At 67.7% G+C, this 19,800-nt stretch carries 15 protein-coding genes and 1 tRNA gene; 9 read left to right on the top strand and 7 right to left on the bottom strand.

Annotation, left to right across the window (positions count from 1 at the left end):
* Nucleotides 1–16 precede the first annotated feature (16 nt).
* The 4 genes from otnI to ltnD form a co-directional block, all read right to left on the bottom strand.
* Nucleotides 17–817, bottom strand: coding sequence for a 2-oxo-tetronate isomerase (gene otnI / locus BAU06_RS05765; protein WP_066345427.1), 801 nt, complete (start codon nt 815–817; stop codon nt 17–19).
* 9 nt (nt 818–826) lie between these two features.
* Complete coding sequence (locus BAU06_RS05760) at nt 827–1,501, bottom strand: class II aldolase/adducin family protein (protein WP_066345425.1); 675 nt, start codon at nt 1,499–1,501, stop codon at nt 827–829.
* 87 nt (nt 1,502–1,588) lie between these two features.
* Nucleotides 1,589–2,935: a 3-oxo-tetronate kinase gene (otnK, locus tag BAU06_RS05755; protein ID WP_082993533.1), complete on the bottom strand. Its 1,347-nt coding sequence runs from the start codon at nt 2,933–2,935 to the stop codon at nt 1,589–1,591.
* Nucleotides 2,932–3,828 (bottom strand): L-threonate dehydrogenase, encoded by an 897-nt coding sequence (ltnD, locus tag BAU06_RS05750; RefSeq protein WP_066345416.1) that lies wholly within the window; start codon nt 3,826–3,828, stop codon nt 2,932–2,934. Before ltnD ends, otnK begins: the two co-directional genes overlap by 4 nt.
* A gap of 494 nt (nt 3,829–4,322) precedes the next feature.
* On the opposite strand from ltnD, the gene urtA reads away from it, so the two are divergent.
* The 5 genes from urtA to urtE are packed head-to-tail and all read left to right on the top strand — an operon-like array spanning nt 4,323 to nt 9,978.
* A complete protein-coding gene (gene urtA / locus BAU06_RS05745) occupies nt 4,323–5,576 on the top strand; it encodes an urea ABC transporter substrate-binding protein (RefSeq protein WP_066345414.1) in 1,254 nt (417 codons plus the stop codon).
* A gap of 21 nt (nt 5,577–5,597) precedes the next feature.
* A complete protein-coding gene (gene urtB / locus BAU06_RS05740; RefSeq protein ID WP_066345412.1) occupies nt 5,598–7,223 on the top strand; it encodes an urea ABC transporter permease subunit UrtB in 1,626 nt (541 codons plus the stop codon).
* Nucleotides 7,224–7,225: 2 nt separating this feature from the next.
* A complete protein-coding gene (gene urtC, locus BAU06_RS05735) occupies nt 7,226–8,416 on the top strand; it encodes an urea ABC transporter permease subunit UrtC (RefSeq protein WP_066358187.1) in 1,191 nt (396 codons plus the stop codon).
* A gap of 1 nt (nt 8,417) precedes the next feature.
* Nucleotides 8,418–9,278: an urea ABC transporter ATP-binding protein UrtD gene (gene urtD, locus BAU06_RS05730; protein WP_082988005.1), complete on the top strand. Its 861-nt coding sequence runs from the start codon at nt 8,418–8,420 to the stop codon at nt 9,276–9,278.
* 1 nt (nt 9,279) lies between these two features.
* Entirely contained in the window at nt 9,280–9,978 is a 699-nt protein-coding gene (urtE, locus tag BAU06_RS05725) for an urea ABC transporter ATP-binding subunit UrtE (RefSeq protein WP_066345411.1), read from the top strand.
* A gap of 58 nt (nt 9,979–10,036) precedes the next feature.
* Here urtE and BAU06_RS05720 read toward each other — a convergent pair whose 3' ends face one another.
* A complete protein-coding gene (locus BAU06_RS05720) occupies nt 10,037–11,101 on the bottom strand; it encodes a DUF481 domain-containing protein (RefSeq protein WP_197509440.1) in 1,065 nt (354 codons plus the stop codon).
* A 261-nt stretch (nt 11,102–11,362) separates the two neighbouring features.
* Here BAU06_RS05720 and BAU06_RS05715 point away from each other — a divergent pair.
* Together BAU06_RS05715 and BAU06_RS05710 are read left to right on the top strand one after the other, a co-directional pair.
* Nucleotides 11,363–11,438 (top strand) — tRNA-Gly (locus BAU06_RS05715).
* Nucleotides 11,439–11,778: 340 nt separating this feature from the next.
* The gene (locus tag BAU06_RS05710; RefSeq protein ID WP_066345410.1) at nt 11,779–15,138 is read left to right on the top strand and encodes an autotransporter family protein; all 3,360 of its coding nucleotides are present in this window, start codon (nt 11,779–11,781) and stop codon (nt 15,136–15,138) included.
* Here the strand turns inward: BAU06_RS05710 and BAU06_RS05705 are convergent.
* Entirely contained in the window at nt 15,135–15,800 is a 666-nt protein-coding gene (locus tag BAU06_RS05705) for an alpha-ketoglutarate-dependent dioxygenase AlkB (RefSeq protein WP_066345408.1), read from the bottom strand. The two genes, BAU06_RS05710 and BAU06_RS05705, sit on opposite strands and share 4 nt — an antisense overlap.
* Before the next feature lie 294 nt (nt 15,801–16,094).
* Between BAU06_RS05705 and BAU06_RS05700 the strand changes: the two genes are divergently transcribed.
* Both BAU06_RS05700 and BAU06_RS05695 read left to right on the top strand, forming a co-directional pair.
* On the top strand, nt 16,095–16,937 hold the full coding sequence (locus BAU06_RS05700; RefSeq protein WP_066345399.1) for a DUF899 domain-containing protein: 843 nt from the start codon (nt 16,095–16,097) through the stop codon (nt 16,935–16,937).
* A 293-nt stretch (nt 16,938–17,230) separates the two neighbouring features.
* On the top strand, nt 17,231–18,601 hold the full coding sequence (locus BAU06_RS05695; protein WP_082993842.1) for an MFS transporter: 1,371 nt from the start codon (nt 17,231–17,233) through the stop codon (nt 18,599–18,601).
* On the opposite strand, the gene BAU06_RS05690 is transcribed toward BAU06_RS05695, so the two are convergent.
* Nucleotides 18,579–19,655 carry an alpha/beta fold hydrolase gene (locus BAU06_RS05690; protein ID WP_066345395.1) on the bottom strand — a complete coding sequence of 359 codons (1,077 nt, stop codon included), beginning with the start codon at nt 19,653–19,655 and terminating at the stop codon, nt 18,579–18,581. The two genes, BAU06_RS05695 and BAU06_RS05690, sit on opposite strands and share 23 nt — an antisense overlap.
* Between the last annotated feature and the right edge of the window lie 145 nt (nt 19,656–19,800).

The raw sequence follows: 19,800 nt of genomic DNA, 5'->3' as shown, positions 1-19,800 counted from the left end.
GCCGTCGTCGTCATGGTCAGGCTCCTTGCAAGGCGGAACGGGCATTGCGCAGCCAGCCCAGGCCGGCGCGCGTGCCGGCCGCCGGCCGGTACTCGCACCCTATCCACCCGTCATAGCGCAATTCGTCCAGGACGCGGAACAGGTGCGGATAATTCACCTCGCCGGCGTCGGGTTCGTGCCGGGCAGGCACGCCGGCGATCTGGATATGCCCGACGCGGCCCGTGGGCAGGTACTGGCGGATGCGGGTTTCCAGGTCGCCCTCGACGATCTGGCAGTGATAAAGATCCATCTGTACTTTCAGGTTGGCGGCGCCGATCTCCTGGACAATGGCATGCGCCTCTGCCTGCCGGTTCAGGAAATAGCCCGGGATGTCCCGTGTATTGATGGGTTCGATCAGTACGTCGCGGCCCTCCCTGGCCGCGGCTTCGGCGGCCCACGCCAGATTGCGGACATAGGTGTCGCGCAGGAGGGCGCGCGCCACGCCTTGCGGCATCAGGCCCGCCATGACATGAATGCGCGGGCAGGACAAGGCATCGGCGTAGTCCAGCGCGCGGGCTATGCTGTCGCGGAACTCCGCTTCGCGTCCGGGCAGGCAGGCCATGCCGCGTTCGCCGGCCTCTTCCCGGCCAGGCGCGCCGTTGAACAACACCTGCGAGAGGCCGTTCGCACGCAGCCGCGCCGCCAGCTCCGGGGCCGGCCAGGCGTAGGGAAACAGGAACTCCACGCCCTTGAACCCGTCTTCCGCCGCGGCCTGGAAACGATCCAGGAAATCGTGCTCGGTGTAGAGCATGCTCAGATTCGCTGCGAACTTCACCATGATGCCTCCTTACCAGAGCGCCTTGAAGTGCCGGCGCAGTTCGTCGATGTGTATTTCGTCCAGCGGCAGCGCGCGGCAGTCGCCCAGCAGCCACAGCGCCGCGGTTTCTTCCAGTTCTTCCAGCACCGCCATGGCGGCCGCGGGCGTTTCATGCCAGACCTGCGGGCCCAGGCGCTCGCACATCACAGCATGCAGGGCGCGGCCATCCGCCGCATGGCGCGCGATCCATGCCGCGACCTGCTCGCCCACCGCCGGATCGCCGGGACGGCAGTACGGGATCAGGGGCACGTGTCCGACCTTCATGACCTGATAGGGCGTGAGCGGGGGCAGGATATCGTCATCGCGCCAGGCGCCGCGCAGCGTCAGGGCCACCAGGTGCCGCGAATGGGTATGCAGCACGCATCCAGCCCACGGCGCGGCCTGGTAGATGCGGCGGTGCAGGACCAGCGTCTTGCTGGCGCGATCGCCGTCGCGCTGGATGCCGTCGTCCCCCACCCAGGCCAGGCGGACCGGATCCAGGTCGCCCAGGCTGGCGTCCGTGGGCGTTATCAGGAAACCGCCGCCATGTCCGGCGGGCACGCGCGCGCTGATATTGCCCGTGGTCCCATGCACGTAACCGCGCGCGAACAGGCTGCGGCCGACGCGGCAGATTTCATCCCGCAGGGTATTCAGGTCGGTGTCCATCGGTTCTCCATGGCCTTGCCGTGGATCGCGGCGCCCGCATGGCGCGCGCGTGGCGAGGATGATGCCCGCCGCCAGGGGCGGGGAATCTTAGCATCCGGTTTCGCGTGTCCCGCGCCGCGGTTCGGGAGCCTCCCGGCGGTCGATTCCCGCGTCCAGCACCGCGTAGGCGCGGCTGAAGAAATCGTCGCCGCCGAAGTTCCCGGACTTCAGCGCCACATGCAATCCCGGTCCGGATGCATCGTTGCCGCGCGCGTGGCACCAAGGCACGCCCGGATCGATCTGCGGCCCGATCTGCAGCTGGCTCAGGCCCAGCGCCTGCACGCAGGCGCCCGAGGTCTCGCCACCCGCCACGATCATTTGCCGCACGCCGGCCTGCGCCAGGCCGCGCGCCACCTGCGCCAGCACGGACTCCACCCGGGCGCCGGCCTGCTCGGCGCCCAGGATGTCCTGCGTCTGCCGTACCGCCTCGGGCGAGGCGGACGAATACACCAGCACGGGCCCATCCGCCAGGCGTGGACGCGCCCATTCCAGCACGCGTTGCGCCTCGGCGGCCGAGGCATCGGCGGCCTGGGCCAGGCGCGCGGGGTCCACGGCCATGGCCGCTCCGCCCGCATCGATGTAGTGGCGGACCTGGCGCAGCGTGGCTTGCGAGCAGCTGCCGGACACGATGGCGCGCATGCCCTGCGCGGGCGGCAGGCGCTCGGCGGTGGGCGACGGCCGCAGGCCGAAATTCGCCGGCAAGCCCAGGGCCAGCCCCGAGCCGCCGGTCACCAGCGGAAGATCGCGAACGGCCTCGCCCAGGCGCAACAGATCGCCGTTGGACACCGCGTCGACGATGGCCATGCCCACACCGGCCGCACGCAGGGCGTCGATGCGCGCGCGGACAGCCGGCGCGCCGGCGGCCACCGCGCGGTAGTCGATCAAGCCCACCTGCCGCCGGCTCTGCGCCTGCAGCACGCGCACCAGGTTGGCGTCCGTCATCGGCGTCAAGGGATGGTCCCGCATGCCGCTCTCATGCAGCAGCACGTCGCCGACAAACAGATGGCCCTTGAAAACGGTACGGCCGTTGTCGGGAAAGGCCGGCGTGGCGACGGTGAAGTCCGTGCCCAGGGCATCCATCAGCGCCTCGGCCACGGGGCCGATATTGCCGCGCGGCGTGCTGTCGAACGTGGAGCAGTACTTGAAGTAGATCTGCGACGCCCCTTGCGCACGCAGCCAGCGCAGGGCAAGCAGCGACTGTTCGACCGCGTCTTCGGCGGGCGTCGTGCGGGACTTCAGCGCCACGACCACGGCGTCCATATCGCGCACACCGTCCGCCGCCGCGGCGTCCGGCACACCGATCACCTGCAAGGTGCGCATGCCCCCGCGCACGAGGTTGTTGGCCAGATCGGTCGCGCCGGTGAAATCGTCGGCGATGCATCCCAGGCGGATCATGATTGCGCTCCAGGCAGCTGGATTCCGGGAAAGATCTTGATGACGGCGCTGTCGTCCTCGGCGGCATGGCCGGCCGTGGAGGCCTGCATGAACATCTGGTGGGCGGTGGCCGATAGCGGCAGCGGGAACTTGCTGGCGCGGGCCATATCCAGCACCAGGCCCAGGTCCTTGACGAAGATGTCCACCGACGACAAGGGCGTATAGTCCGCCGCCAGGACGTGCGCCATGCGGTTTTCGAACATCCAGCTGTTGCCGGCGCTGTGCGTGATGACGTCGTATAGCGCCGCGGGGTCCACGCCTTCGCGCAGGCCCAGCGCCATGGCTTCGGCCGCGGCGGCGATATGCACCCCCGCCAGCAACTGGTTGATGATCTTGACCTTGCTGCCGGCGCCCGCGCGATCGCCCAGCTTGTAGACGCGCGCGGCCATGGCGTCGAACAGGGCCTCGCATTTGGCATAGGCTTGCGGGCGGGCGGCGGTCATCATGGTGATTTCCCCCGCCGCGGCGCGCGCCGCGCCGCCCGAGATGGGCGCGTCCACGTAAAGCAGGCCCAGCGCTTCCAGGCGCGCCTCCATGGCGGCGGACCATAGAGGATCCACGGTGGAACACATGACGAAGACGGATCCCGCGGACATCGCGGCGGCGCAGCCCTGTTCCCCGAACAGCACCGCTTCGGTCTGGGCCGCATTGACGACGACGGAGACGACCACCTGGCAATGGCGCGCGAGCGGGGCGGCGCTGCCATGGGCGGTCCCGCCCTCTTCCGCGAAAGCCGCGGCGACCTCCGGCCGGACATCGTACACATGCACCTCGTGGCCGGCGCGGCGCAGCGAGCGCGCCATGCCGCCCCCCATCGCGCCCAGGCCGATCACACCCACCGCCTGTCCATTCATCGCAGTCTCCTCTCATGTCGTTCTGGCGGGCGCCGGCACGGCATCGCGCCCGCCATAAACGTAACACGGCCCCCAGGGCGGGCGGGTGCCACGGCCGTGCACCAGCGCGGCCCGCTCACGCCCGCAATGCAGGCGGCACGCCTGCCAAGGCGCGACCGCCGGCACCAGGCCCAGGCAGGCATGCACCATGAGCGTGCCTTTCCTTGTGCCTGGCGCCTCCATATGGTGCCGGCCATTCACGGCATCGTGCGCGCCCGCCGCCAGCGGGCGCCCCGTGGCGGCACTTCCGTGGCCGGCGCGCGCGGGAGATCCGGCGATACCCGGCCGCCGTGCGCCGCCCAGGCGGCGCGGGCCCCCTTAACAAATTGGCATACGTTTTGCTTTTGGTGCTTGTGCACCTGCGTCATCGCCCGATGCGCACGTGTCAGCCGTACGAAGCTTGGCTATGCACTCCTGCCGGCGCACACCGGCTTACTGTTAAGGATCCCGACAACATGAACCGCAGACACGTACTCAAACAATTGACGGCCGCCAGCGTGATGGCGATGACGGGATGGCTGCCGGAAGCCCTGGCCGCCGAGGACACCATCAAGGTCGGCATCCTGCATTCGCTGTCCGGCACGATGGCCATTTCCGAGACGTCGCTGAAGGACGTGGCCCTGATGACGATCGAGGAGATCAACGCGGCCGGCGGCGTCATGGGCAAGAAGCTCGAACCCGTGGTGGTCGACCCCGCATCGAACTGGCCGCTGTTCGCCGAAAAAGCGCGCCAGCTGCTGTCGCAGGACAAGGTGGCCGTGGTCTTCGGCTGCTGGACCTCCGTGTCCCGCAAATCGGTGCTGCCGGTTTTCAAGGAGCTGAACGGCCTGCTGTTCTACCCCGTCCAGTACGAAGGCGAGGAACTGGAACACAACGTGTTCTACACCGGCGCGGCGCCCAACCAGCAGGCCATCCCGGCGGTGGAATACCTGATGAGCGAGGACGGCGGCGGCGCCAAGCGCTTCGTGCTGCTGGGTACCGATTACGTCTATCCGCGCACGACCAATAAGATCCTGCGCGCCTTCCTGCATTCCAAGGGCGTGAAGGACGACGACATCCAGGAGGTCTACACGCCCTTCGGCCATTCCGACTACCAGACCATCGTCGCCAACATCAAGAAGTTCGCCACGGGCGGCAAGACCGCGGTGGTCTCGACCATCAATGGCGACTCCAACGTGCCCTTCTACAAGGAGCTGGGCAATGCCGGCCTGAAGGCCACCGACGTGCCGGTGGTGGCCTTCTCCGTGGGCGAAGAGGAACTGCGCGGCGTCGATACCAAGCCCCTGGTCGGCCACCTGGCCGCGTGGAACTACTTCGAGTCCATCAAGAATCCGGTCAACGCCGAGTTCATCAAGAAGTGGAAGGCCTACGCCAAGGCCAAGAACCTGCCCAACGCCGACACGGTGGTGACCAACGATCCGATGGAGGCCACCTACATCGGCATCCACATGTGGAAGCAGGCCGTCGAACAAGCCAAGACCACCAACGTGGAGAAGGTCATCGCGGCCGTGGGCGGCCAGAAGTTCAATGCGCCCGACGGCTACACCGTGGAGATGGACAAGACCAACCACCACCTGCACAAGCCGGTCTACATCGGCGAGATCCGCGCCGACGGCCAGTTCAACGTGGTCTGGAAGAGCAAGGGCCCCATCCGCGCGCAACCGTGGAGCCCCTACATCCCCGGCAACGAAGGCAAGCAAGGCCTGTAAGCAAGAAGGAACCGCATCGCCATGCGCCTCGCGCTGATCGCAATCACTCTGCGCCGCTTGCTGGCGGCATGGCTGCTGGCCATGCCCATGGCCGCGGCGCTGGGCGCGGGGCTGGACGCCTCGCTGCTCGCGCCGCTTGCCGGCGACGACACCGACGCCAAACTGGAGGCCATCGGCAAGCTGGGCCAGTCCACCGAACCCGCGGCCGCCGACGTGCTGGCGGCGATGGGCTCGGACCGGCTCTATGCCACCGGCGACGGCCGCGTGCTGATCGACACCGGCGCGGGCGCGCGGGATCCGGCCACCGGGCAGAGCCTGGCCATGCCGGCCGATGCGAGTTCCGTCATGATCAATAACCGCCTGCGCCGCGCCATCGACGGCGCGCTGGCGGAATCGCGGCTGCACGCCGCCGATCCCGCCCAGCGCCTGGCCGCGGCGCAGCGCCTGCAGCAGACCTCGCAGCCCAGCGTGCTGCCGCTGATCGTGGCGGCGCTGGACAAGGAAAAAGACCCGCAGGTCCGGTCGGCGCTGGAGACGGCGCAGGCCAACCTGGAATTGAAGAGTCCGGATGCGAACGTGCGCCGGCACGCCGTGGAGATCCTGGGCCGCAGCCAGAACACGGCCTTCATCCCCGTGCTGACCACCCTGGCCGGCCGCGACGCGCAAGGCAATTACGCCGAGCCGGACGCCGGCGTGCGGGACGCGGCGGCGGCCGCCCTGCGCGCCATCGACCGCCATCTGGCCGCCATCGAGTGGGCCGGGAATATCTTCTATGGCATCAGCCTGGGCAGCGTATTGCTGCTGGCCGCGCTGGGCCTGGCCATCACTTTCGGCCTGATGGGCGTGATCAATATGGCCCACGGCGAGCTGCTGATGATAGGCGCGTACGCGACCTTCGCCGTGCAGGCCGCCTTCCGTGCCTGGGCGCCCGCCTGGCTGGACTGGTATGTGATCGCCGCCCTGCCCGTGGCCTTCGTGGTGACCGCGCTGGTCGGCATGGCGCTGGAACGCACGGTCATCCGCTGGCTGTACGGGCGCCCCCTGGAAACGCTGCTGGCGACCTGGGGCATCAGCCTGATCCTGATGCAGCTGGTGCGCTCGCTGTTCGGCGCGCAGAACGTCGAAGTCAGCAACCCCGGCTGGATGAGCGGCGGCATCACCGTCATGGGCGGCCTGGTGCTGACCTACAACCGCCTGGTCATCATCGTGTTCTCGCTGCTGGTGCTGTTCTTCGTCTGGCTGCTGCTGAATCACACGCGCCTGGGCCTGTTCGTGCGCGCGATCACGCAGAACCGCCGCATGGCCGATTGCGTCGGCGTGCCGACGGGCCGCATCGACATGCTGGCCTTCGGCCTGGGCTCCGGCATCGCGGGGCTGGCAGGGGTCGCCCTGTCGCAACTGGGCAATGTCGGCCCCGACCTGGGGCGCGGCTACATCGTCGACTCGTTCATGGTGGTGGTGCTGGGCGGCGTCGGGCAACTGGCCGGGACCGTCATCGCCGCCCTGGGCCTGGGCGGCCTGAACAAGATCATGGAGCCCTATGCGGGCGCCGTGCTGGCCAAGATCGCCATCCTGGTACTGATCGTGCTGTTCGTGCAAAAGCGCCCGCAGGGCCTGTTCGCCCCGCGCGGCCGGAGCGTCGAATGAAGATGTCCCCTTCCATGGACCTGGCCGCGATGGCGCGGCCCCCGCTGTATTCCAGGCGCGCCTGGGCCGCGCTGGTGCTGGCGGCGCTGATCCTGGCGCTGCCGCCCTTGCTGAACCTGGCTTTTCCGCCGGGCAGCCCGCTGCATATGTCGTCCTACGTCGTGGCGCTGCTGGGCAAGTTCATGTGCTATGCCCTGGCCGCCCTCGCGCTGGACCTGGTGTGGGGCTACGCCGGCATCCTGTCGCTGGGCCACGGGCTTTTCTTCGCGCTGGGCGGCTATGCCCACGGCATGTACCTGATGCGCGCCATCGGCCACGACGGCGTGTACAAGAGCGACCTGCCGGACTTCATGGTCTTCCTGAACTGGAAGTCCTACCCCTGGTACTGGTCTTTCACGGAACACTTCTGGTACGCGGCGCTGCTGGTCGTGCTGGTGCCCGGGGTGCTGGCTTTCGTGTTCGGCTACTTCGCCTTCCGCTCGCGCATCAAGGGCGTGTACTTTTCCATCATCACGCAGGCCCTGACCTTCGCGGCCATGCTGCTGTTCTTCCGCAACGACACGGGCTTCGGCGGCAACAACGGGTTCACCGATTTCAAGCGCATTCTGGGCTTCGACATTACCTCGGCCGGGACGCGGGCCGCCCTGTACTGGGCCACGCTGGCCTTCCTGGCGGGCTGCCTGGTGCTGGCCCGCGCCGTCACGCAATCCAAGCTGGGCCGCGTGCTGACCGCCATACGGGATTCCGAAAGCCGCCTGCGCTTCATCGGCTACGAGCCCCTGGGTTTCAAGCTGTTCGTCTGGACGCTGTCGGCCGTGATGTGCGGTATCGCCGGCGCGCTGTACGTGCCGCAAGTGGGCATCATCAACCCGGGCGAGATGTCGACGGAGAACTCCATCGAAATGGTCATCTGGGTGGCCACGGGCGGACGCGGCACGCTGATCGGGCCCATCCTGGGCGCCGGCGTGGTCAATGGCCTGAAGACCTGGTTCACCAGCGTCTTCCCCGAATTCTGGCTGTACGCGCTGGGTTTGATCTTCGTGCTGGTCACGCTGTTCCTGCCCCAGGGCATCGTGGGGCTGGTCAAGCAATTGGCCGCGGCCCGCGCGGCGCGGCGGGCGCGCCAGTCCGGCGGGCCCGGCGGCCAGGCCGGGCAATTGGACGGCATCGCACGCGGCCAGGAGGGCAACTGACATGAAGGCGACGACACCCGGCCACGCCAGCACCGCGGGACTGCCCGCGAACGACCAGGACAATCCCAGCGGCACCGCCAGCTACGGCCGTGTCAATCCCAAGGACGTCGACACCGCGCACGGGGCCATCCTGTATCTGGACGGCATCACGGTCAGTTTCGACGGCTTCAAGGCGCTGAACAACCTGACGCTGGACATCAGCGTGGGCGAACTGCGCTGCATCATCGGCCCGAATGGCGCGGGCAAGACCACGATGATGGATGTCATCACCGGCAAGACCCGGCCGACGTCCGGCTCCGCATACTTCGGCCAGAACATCGACCTGACCGCCCTGAACGAGGCGCAGATCGCGCATGCCGGCATCGGCCGGAAATTCCAGCGGCCCACGGTGTTCGAGAACCATACGGTGTTCGAGAACCTGGAACTGGCCATGAAGACGGACAAGCGCGTGCGCCCGACGCTGTTCGCGCGCCTGGACAGCGCGCAGGCGGACCGCATCGCGGAAACCCTGGCGCTGATCCGCCTGTCGGCCCATGCCTACCGCCCCGCTGGCCTGCTGTCGCACGGCCAGAAGCAGTGGCTGGAGATCGGCATGCTGCTGATGCAGGAGCCACGCCTGTTGCTGCTGGACGAACCCGTCGCCGGCATGACGGACGCCGAAACGGAGCGCACCGGCGAGCTCTTGAACGAATTGCGCGGCCGCCATTCCCTGATGGTGGTGGAGCACGACATGGACTTCGTCACCGGCATCGCCGGCGACGGCAAGGTCACCGTGCTGCACGAAGGTTCGGTACTGGCCGAAGGCAGCATGGCCGAGGTCCAGTCCGACCCGCGCGTCATCGAAGTCTATCTGGGCCGCTGACATGCTGGACGTACAAGCCATCAATCAATACTACGGGGGCAGCCATACGCTGCGCGGGGTGTCGCTGGACGTCCGGCGGGGCGAATGCCTGGCCCTGCTGGGCCGCAACGGCGTGGGCAAGACCACGCTGCTGAAATGCCTGATGGGCGTCCTGCCCCTGGCCAGCGGCAAGGTCGTCTTCGAAGGCCAGGATATCTCGCGGCTGTCCCCGCACAAGCGGGCCGCCCTGGGCATGGCCTACGTGCCGCAGGGGCGCGATATCTTCGCGCGGCTGACCGTCGAGGAAAACATCGTCATGGGCATGGCGTCCTTTCCCGGCGCCCGGGCGCGCCGGATCAAGGACGAAGTGTTCGAGCTTTTCCCGGTGCTGAAGACCATGCTGGCCCGCCGCGGCGGCGACCTGTCCGGCGGCCAGCAGCAGCAATTGGCGATCGCCCGCGCGCTGGTCGCCGAACCCAGGCTGATCATCTTCGACGAACCCACCGAAGGCATCCAGCCGTCCATCATCAAGGACATCGGGCGCGTCATCCGGTTGCTGCGCGAACGCGGGGATATCGCCATCCTGCTCTGCGAGCAGTACTTCGACTTCGCCCACGAACTGGCCGACCGTTTCGTGGTGATGTCGCGCGGCGAGGTCGTCGCGCGCGGCGATCAGGCCGCGATGGGCGATGCCGAGGTGCGCCGGCATCTGTCGGTCTAGCGCCCGTCCCGCCCAGGGCGCCGGTCCCGCTGGCGCGCGGGCTGCCGCCGCCCGCGCCCTACCACGTCAGGCCCACGCCGGTCCCGTACGTGGATTCGTTCATGCTTTCGCGCGAGCCGCTGACCTGGTCGCGCGCGTATTTCACGTACAGCGACAAGGTACTGTTGACGTTGTAGCGCAGGCCGATCTCGCCGTTGATGCCGTAACCGGCCGCGCCCAGCGCCCGATACACCTCGCCCATGGTATAGACCGTGAACTGCTTGCCGCTCAGGTAGCGCGCATAGTTCCAGCGCGTGCCGACGGCGTAGAAACCTTCGTTGCCGCCATCGCTGTAGCCGTATTCGATGCGTCCGACCAGCGCGGACAGTGAAAACGCGCCCAGTTCATCGTCCCAGAATTGATAGCCAGGCCCGGTGCCGTAGGCGCTCTGGCGGCTGACTTCCTCGACGTAATCGCGCTTGTAGCGCAGGCGTCCCTGCCAGAACGCCTTGTCGGTCAGGAAGCGGTCCAGCGTGTAGTCGCCGCCGTAGTTGTCGGTACCGGTATCGTCGCCATCCTTGCTGCGGTGCCAGGCGGCGCTAAGGATGTTGCGCCACAGGCCGCGCCGGGCGTCCAGCGAGAAATCCGCCGCGAAGTCCTGCGAATTGACCGACGCCGTCTTCTGGTTCAAGGACAGGTCGAACTTGCCGCTGACCGATGTCTCGCCCCACAGGCGCCTGGGCCGCGTCATGCTGTCCAGGGATGCCAGCGCCACGTCGGTCTTGACATCGGCCTGCCCGTCGGGCGATCGCTCGACGCCATCGACGACGACCTTGCCCGAATCGGCGCGCAGCAGCTTGGCGTAGTAGTCATGCTCGATCGTCTTGTCGCGTATGACCAGGTCCTTGTCGCTCTGCAGGGTTTTGACGTGCTTGAACTGCAGCCGCACGTCGCCGCCGTAAGGCGTATTGACCAGCAGGATGCCGTTGTCCAGGGAAAGAATGGTGCCGGTGATGCGGTCGCCGTTGTCCATCCATACCGTGCCCGCGTGAACCGCGGCGGCGAACAGGGTCGACCAGGAAACGAGCAGCAGGCGGACAAAGCGGCGCGGCGCCGCGGCGTACAGGCGGTGGGTCATGGACATGGGCGTGAACGGAGTGGGCCAACCAGGCATTGCACGAACGCGGATGCCGATCCGGTCGCGCTCATCCGTACACATCCTAGAGAAACCAGGGGAACGGATGTAACCATAGGCGTATGGCTGCGGCCCTGGCAGGCGTGCGGTCCGCCTGCCAGCACGCCGGCCGGTTTTATGTATAATCCCGTTCTTGCCGATGACGGCGGCCCTGGCCGCTGCGGCGGTAGTGATCACCAAGGATCACCTGGTGTCGCCTGGTGATACCACGCGGGAATAGCTCAGTTGGTAGAGCGCAACCTTGCCAAGGTTGAGGTCGCGAGTTCGAGACTCGTTTCCCGCTCCAGATTCACGCGCATGGCGCCATACCGGCCCCATGCGCCGCAAAAAGGAGCCTCCGGCTCCTTTTTTTATTCCGCCGCTATTTATTCCGCCCCCGTTTGTTCTGCCCCCGCAAGGGGCTTGGATGCCTGGTTATCCCGCCGCCCCATGGCGGCCGCATGGGGCCCGTTGCGCGTCCCAGCGCGGCCACACCATCCCGCACAACACGTTTCTTTTTCCCACAGTCACTGTCGCGGCGTAGCCACGCCCGCCCGAGGCTCCAGCGGAAAACTGTAAATAAACTGAACGAATACAAACGATTCAGTTACTCTGCTTGCGATATTGTATCCGCAGAGTAACAAACGATGTCCCGTCGATTTACCCCCACCCCGCTGGTCCTGCTTCTTTCCGCCGCCTTCGGTTCCCTGGCCAATACGGCGGCGCTGTCGGCCTGCACGGCGGATGGCAGTGGCCTGATCACCATCCCGACCGGTTCGTCGCAGCCCACCTGCACCATGGCGGCGGGCAATTCCATCCAGGTCAACGGCCCCATCGCGCCGGCCTTCACTTCGCCCTACGGGATCTATGCCGGACCCGGGACGCCCATCGGCTACATCAATATCGCCGCGGGCGGGGTCGTCCAGGTGGGACTGAGCGGGAGTTCGACGCAGAACGGCATCGCTGTTTCGATCAACGGCCCGACGATGGACAGCTTCACCAATAGCGGGATGGTCTACACCACCGGCTTCAGCGGCAGCCTGTTCCTGACCGGCGTCGGCATCGCGAACACCGCGATCGCCCAGGACTTCACCAACCTGGGTAGCATCCAGAACGGCAATGGCGTGGCCGTCATGCTGAACAACAGCACGATCGGCGGCGATTTCCGCAATGGCGCCACGGGGACGATCAACAACACGCCCACGGCATCCGCTACCAGCCCCACCATCATCGAGCTGAACAATGTGACGATAGGCGGCGACTTCGTGAACGAGGGCACGATCCGGGCCTACGTCGCCGCGAACCGGTCCGTCATACAGCTGACCGGCAGCACGGTGCACGGTGCGGTGACGAATACGGGCACGATTTCCGACCTGAACCTGAACAATTCCTCCGTCGCCTCGGGGATCGCCAACACCGGCGTGGCGCGCCAGATCGCGGTCACTTCCGGCAGTACCGTCGAAAGCGTGCGCAATGGCGTCGGAGGCTCGCTGCAGGGATTTCTGCTGGACGGTTCGACGGTGACCAATGGGGTCGTCAACAACGGCCAGATCGCCAGCGCGGATACCACCATTGCCGGTATCGAGCTGAACAATGGCGTGGTGCAGAACAACGGCATCGTCAACGGTTCGACGGGCACGATAGGCAACCGGCGGGGTATCGTGGCGCGCGGCGCGTCCCAAGTGGGCGGCGGCATCGAAAACGCCGGTACCATCCAGGGCAGCCTGGACGCCATCAGCGTCCTGGAAGGCTCGACCGTCACGGGCACCATCATCAACACCGGGACGATATGGTCCACCGGCGGCATCGGCATCACCGTGGATGCCTCGACCGTCAATGGCACGATCCGAAACGACGGCCTGCTCAGCGGCATCAAGGCCATCGCCATCCGGAACGGCGGCACTATCGACGGCGATATCGTCAACAACAGCACTCTCAGCGGCTCGTACGGGACCGGCGTCGGCATGGAGGTTTCGGGGGCCAGCACGGTGACCGGCCGCATCGCGAACACGGGGACGATCTCGTCGGGCGTGGTGGTGGACGGCGCCACGGTAATCGGCGGGATTTCCAATACCGGGACGATAGGCGCGAAGGCGGATGGCGCGGCGGTAGACGTGTCCAATGCGGCCGTGCCGCTGACGATCACGAACGCCGGGACGATAGACGGCGTCATCCGGCTGGGCGCCTCCACGCTGGACATCGAGGGCGGCAACGTCACCGGCGCCATCAACGGCATCGGCGGCACGGTCAACATCAACACGGACTACACGCCGTCCAGCACGATTACGGTCCAGCGCGTGAACGTCGCCGCCGGCAAGACGCTGACGGTCGCCAACCAGGAAATCAAGGGACTGATGTCGGTGGCGGGTACGCTCGCCGGATCGGGGGACGTGGGGCCGACGACCCTGCTCGGCGGCGCTGTCCTGTCGCCCGGCACCTCGGCCACGCCCGTCGGCAGCCTGACCGTCAACGGCGACCTGGTATTCAATTCGGGCTCGACCTATCGCGTCGACGCCGCGCCCGACGGCACGCACGACACCGTCCACGCGACGGGAATCGCCAAGCTGGCGGGAACGGTGCTGCAGGTGGGCTCGAATGGCACCTACACGCCATCCACCGCCTACACCATCGTCACGGCGGATTCCGGCCTGCAGGGACAGTTCGCCACCGTCTCCAGCAACCTGGCGTATCTGGCGCCGACGGTGGCCTATGACGGCAACAACGTCGTCATGCGCGTGGACCTGAAGACCGTGCCGGTCGATCCCGGCACGCCGCCATCCGATGGCGGCACGGGCGGCAACCCGGGCGCGGGCAATGGCACCGGTGGAAACGCAGGCGGTAGCGGCGGCGGGGTGCGTCCCATCCGCTTCGCCGATCTGGCCTTCACGGGCAACCAGCGGGCAGCGGCCAACGCGCTGCAAAGCCTGCCGGCGAACAGCAGCCTGTACACCCGCGTCCTGAACCTGCCCAACGGCGCGCCCGCGGGCGTGTTCAGCGACCTGGCCGGCGAATCCCACGTCAGCACCGTATCGGCGATGCAGAACGTCACCAATAACGTGGTCAGCCTGCCGATGGCGCATCTGCATGCGAACCTCAACGCCGGCTGGCTGCCGGGTCCGCCCACCGCGCAGCTCAACATGGGCGATGCCTCCACGCTGCCGCGTTCCGCCGCGCAACCCATGTGGGCACAGGTGTTCGGCAACTGGCGCACGATGGACGGCAACGGCAACGCCGCCCGGACCAAGGAAACCGACGGCGGCCTGTTCGTCGGCGGCGACTACGGGATAGGCAACGGCTGGCGCCTGGGCGGCGCCCTCGGCTACACGGACAGCCATATCGCCGTGGACGACCATTCGGCATCGTCCGATGTCAGCAGCTACAGCGCCGTGGTCTACGGCGGCAAGGCCTTCCAGGCCGGCCCGGGCAAGATCAACCTGACCGCCGGCGCGGCTTATACCTGGCATGACATCAAGAGCGAGCGCAACGTGAACGCGGCGGGCCAGTACCAGAACCTGACCGCCAGCTACAGCGCGAATACCAGCCAGGTCTTCACGGAAGTGGGGTATGCGATGCCGCTGACCGACCGCATCACGCTGGAGCCCTTCGTGGGCGCGGATTTCAGCGACCTGCGCACGCGGGGATTTTCCGAATCGGGCGGCGATGCCGCGCTGAACGGCGCAAGCAACCACAATCGCGTCGGCACCACCACGCTGGGCCTGCACGCGCAGACCACGTTCGAGCTGAGCCAGGCCGCCGGCCGCCTGCGCGGCACGGTGGGATGGCGCCATGCCTACGGCGACGTCAATCCGGAAACCACGATGTCGTTCGACGGCAGCCAGTCCTTCACGGTAGCCGGCGCGCCCATCGCGCGCGATGCCGCGGTCGTGGAGCTGGGCGTCGACATGGCCATGAACAAGTACGCCACCATCGGGCTTTCCTATGCGGGCCAGTTCGGCAACGGCAACCGGCAGAACACCGGCAGCGTCAATCTAAGCTGGCGCTTCTAAGCGGGCGGTTCCGATAGATCGGCGGGAGCCGCCGCTTGCGGGGCATCGCCCCGGGCGGCCCGTCCTGCCCGGGATGAAGGACGCCTGCCCGCCAGCGTCCGGAAGGTAATCGACCAGCGCGGCGCCGCCAGCGGCGCCACGCTATGCTGCCAGTCCCAGCGGGCGGCCCCTTGCATCAGGTAGATGGAACGCGGCAGCACGTCGGCGCGCAGGATATCGCGGCGGCTGGGACGCTGCGGCGGATAGGGCCGGAAGCGCAGCACCGCGGGACTGCCCAGGGATACCCCGGCGACATCCTCGAAATCCGGCACGTCGCGGTGCCAGCCCAGCGGCGCGCCGGGCGGATACTCGGCAACCAGCACATGCGCCAGCCGCTCCGGCGCGACGCCCATCCAGTCGGCCACCCGCGCACGCAAGCCATGCAGGGATTCCACCAAGGGCTGGGCCGGCTGCAGGCGATTGGCATCGTAGTCGAAACTGCCGCCATAGCTCACCACCCGCCGGCGCGCCGTATAGCTTTTATAGCGGGCCGCCTGCAGCGGCAGGCCGCGCACCAGCGCGAGCAGGGCGGCCTCTTCCTGGGCAGTCAAGAAGCCGTCCTCGTAGCGCCATCCTGGCGGCATCGCGGAAGACGGCCCGTCGAACAGCGTCAGTTGCGTCATTGGTACTCCCTCCAGGACCAGACCCGCAGGACCACGCAAAGCGTGTACCGGCAAGCGTAGCAACAAGGTCTTCATCGGCGGCAATGTCGTGCTCTACCTGCTGTCCGGAGGCTCCGCCAAGGCCGACAAGTCGAAGAACTGCTGAAGCAGCGGCCGCGGCGAAGCGCGCCACATTTGTCACTCCCGCGCCCGCGCCGGGCCGCGCCACAATGGCTGCACGACATCCCGGGCTGCCACCGCGACGCCGCCCCGATGGCCGCACACCAGACCGCGCCGACCAGGAGATGCACCGCCATGACCTTATCCACGCCAGACAGCCCGCGGGACGCCGCCCCCGCCATGCGCACGCCGCCCGTCGTATCGCCGCAGGAGTGGGAGGCCGCCCGCCAGCAACTGCTCATCAAGGAAAAAGCCCACACCCGCGCCCGCGACGCCCTGGCCGCGGAACGGCGCCGCATGCCGTGGACGCCGGTGGACAAACGCTATGTCTTCGACGGCCCCCGCGGCAAGGCCAGCCTGTTGGACCTGTTCGACGGCCGCCGCCAGCTGATCGTCTACCGTGCGTTCTTCGAGCCCGGCGTCTACGGCTGGCCCGACCATGCCTGCCGCGGCTGCTCCATGGTGGCCGACCAGGTCGCGCACGTGGCGCACCTGAATGCGCGCGACACCACGCTGGTGTTCGCCTCGCGCGCGCCGCAAGCGGACATCGCCCGCCTGAAGCAGCGGATGGATTGGAAGATGCCCTGGTTCACGATCACCGACGACTTCGATGCCGACTTCGGCGTGCACGAGTGGCACGGCACCAACGTCTTCTATCGCGACGGCGACCGTATCTACCGTACCTACTTCCTGAACAATCGCGGCGACGAACAGATGGGCGGCACCTGGAATTACCTGGACATCACGCCGCTGGGCCGCCAGGAACCCTGGGAGGACTCCCCCGAAGGCTATCCCCGGACGCCCACTTACAAATGGTGGAACTGGCACGACAGCTACGTGCCCGATGCGCCGCCGGACAACAAGTGGGTAGAGATTTCGGATGCCGGGGAGGCCGCCTTCCGCGAGGAAAGCGCGGCCAGGAAGGCCGCGGCGGCGGGCGGCGCCCCGTCGACGTGCAGCCATTGCAGCGCTGACTGAACGGTATGCCGTCGGCCGCTGCACGCCCGTGGCGGGCGGCGGTTGCCCAAGGCGCTTACGTTGTGAACGGCGGGGCCGCGAATGCGGCTCCGCGCGCTTGCTGACAAGGCCATGAATGCGCGCGAGAAGGACGCGGCGGCGTTTTGACAAGGCGCGAGGGTGTGGCCCAGAATCTAGGGCCTTTCCCAGGGCCCGCGGTTCCGCGGCCACGCCCGCGCACTCGTCCACGCCGCCTCGTGAACCCGCACAGCAATTTTCGCGTCATCGCCGTGGTGGTTGCCACCACGCTCTTCATGCAGAACATCGACAGCACCGCCATCGCGACGGCGCTGCCGGCGATGGCGCGGGACCTGGACGTCAATGCGGTGCACCTGAGCGCGGCCATTACGTCTTACCTGGTCGCCATGACGGTGTTCATCCCGGTCAGCGGCTGGGTGGCGGACCGCTACGGCGCCAAGCGCATCTTCATGTGCGCCATCTTCCTGTTCACGGCGGCATCGTGCGCATGCGCCCTGTCCAGGGACCTGGCCGGGCTCATCCTGGCGCGCATCGTGCAGGGCGCCAGCGGCGCGATGATGGTGCCCGTGGGCCGGCTGGTACTGCTGCGCGGCGTGCGCCGCGAAGACCTGCTATCCGCGACCACCTGGCTGTCCATGCCGGCGATGGTGGGTCCGGTCATCGGACCGCCGCTGGGGGGCTTCCTGACAGACACCTTTTCCTGGCGCAGCATTTTCTGGATCAACCTGCCGATCGGCATCCTGGGACTGGCCCTGGTATGGCGGTTGATCCCCCGGTCCGACACCGAGCGCCCGCCCAGGCTGGATATCGCGGGCATGACACTGATGGGCATCGCCATCAGTGTCTTCATGGTCGGCGTGGAAACGGTCGGACGCGGCATCGTGGCGCCGGAACTGCCCTGGCTGGCGATCGCCATCGGGCTGCTGTTCTTCGGCCTTACCGTCCGGCATTGCCGGCGCGTGCCCAATCCGGCCATCGATTTCTCTCTCTTGTCCATTCCCACCTTCAATGCGGCCACCGTCGCGGGCAGCCTGTTCCGCGCCGGGGCGGGCGCCCTGCCCTTCATGGTCCCCTTGACGCTGCAGCTGGGTTTCGGGCTGTCGGCGGCACGCAGCGGCATGCTCACGCTGGCCAGCGCCGTGGGCGCCTTCTGCATGCGTCCCATGGCGCAGTTCTTCCTGCGGCGCTATCGGGTGCGCGGCATCCTGCTGGGCGGCTGCTATGCGTTCACCGTCACGCTGCTGGCCTGCGCCACGCTGACGGCGGACTGGCCCGAAGCGGCCGTCTTCGCGCTGCTGCTGTGCGGCGGCCTGGCCCGCTCGCTGAATTTCGCCTGCATGAACGCCCTGGCCTACGCCGACGTTCCGCCCCGAAAACTGTCGGCGGCGACCTCGTTTTCCGGCACGGCGCAGCACCTGCCGCGCGCCGCCGGCGTGGCGGTCGCCGCCGGGGTCATGCAGTTGTCCATGATGCTATCGGGCCGGGATCACGCCCAGCATGCCGATTTCGCGTGGTCCTTCATCGCCATCGCCGCCGTGGTGCTGGCCTCCGCGCCAGGCTACGCGGCGCTCGCTCCGGAAGCCGGGGCGGGAATCTCGCGGGGCCGGTCGCCGGCAGAGCGCGCTACCAGCTCGCCACCTCGATGATGGCGTCCGCGAATTCCCGCGGCGCTTCCTGGGGCAGGTTGTGGCCGATGTCGCCGGGCAGATCGATGTGCTTGTACCGGCCGGTGAATTTATTCGCGTAGGCCGAGGGCTGCGGGTGCGGCGCGCCGTTGGCCGCGCCTTCCATGGTGATGGTCGGCACACCGATGGCGGGCAGCCCGGCCAGGCGCCTTTCCAGCGCGTCGTATTGCGGTTCCCCCGCGGCCAGGCCCAGGCGCCAGCGGTAGTTGTGGATGGTAATGGCCACGTGATCCGGATTGGCCAGCGAGGCGGCCGAGCGTTCGAACGTGGCGTCGTCGAACTGCCATTTCGGCGAGGCGGTCTTCCAGATCAATTTGGCGAAGTCGTGCCAGTTCTTCTCGTAGCCCAGCCGGCCCCGTTCCGTGGCGAAATAGAACTGATACCACCACGCCAGTTCCGCGGAGGGCGGCAGGGGCGCCTGATTCGCCCCCTGGGTGCCGATCAGGTAGCCGCTGACCGAGACCATGGCCCGGCAGCGCTCCGGCCACAAGGCCGCGATGATGTTCGCGGTGCGCGCGCCCCAATCGTAGCCGCCGATGATGGCCCGGCGGATCTGCAGGGCGTTCATCAACGCGATGATATCGGCGGCCACCGCGGTCTGCTGGGCGGTGCGCGGCGTGGCCTCGGACAGGAAACGCGTCGTGCCGTAGCCGCGCAGGTGCGGGACGATGACGCGAAAGCCCTTGGCCGCCAGCATCGGCGCCACGTCGACATAGCTGTGGATATCGTAGGGCCAGCCATGCAGCAGGATGACCACCTGCCCGTCGGCGGGCCCGGCCTCGGCATAGCCGATGTCCAGGGGTCCGGCGTCGATCTGGCGAAGGGTGGCGAACGTGGTGGCCGACGAGCCCGCGCCCTGCCGGCCCGCCTTGCCGGGCGCGGGCCGGGGCGGCGCATCGCCCGGCAGCCCGGTTTGCGCCCGGGCCAGTCCCGTCAGCCCCAGCTCCAGTGCGCCGATACCGGCGGCGGCGGTCCCCAGGAAGCGGCGGCGGCGGTTGTCGATCTTATCCGGCATGCTTGTTTCTCCTAACACGGTGAGACGAATAAACCCGCGGGCGCCGCGGACGATACAGCCGCATCCGGATGTCTTTCCCTCCCCGGCCGGCTCCCACGCATTACATCGGCCCCATGTATCGGCCGTTTTTTCCGCCCGGGGCCTG

Origin of the sequence: Bordetella bronchialis (assembly GCF_001676705.1) — a bacterium.
Taxonomy (GTDB): Bacteria; Pseudomonadota; Gammaproteobacteria; order Burkholderiales; family Burkholderiaceae_B; genus Bordetella_C; species Bordetella_C bronchialis.
The sequence above is the reverse complement of the archived record's forward strand: the minus strand, read 5'-3'. Positions and strand labels throughout refer to the sequence as shown.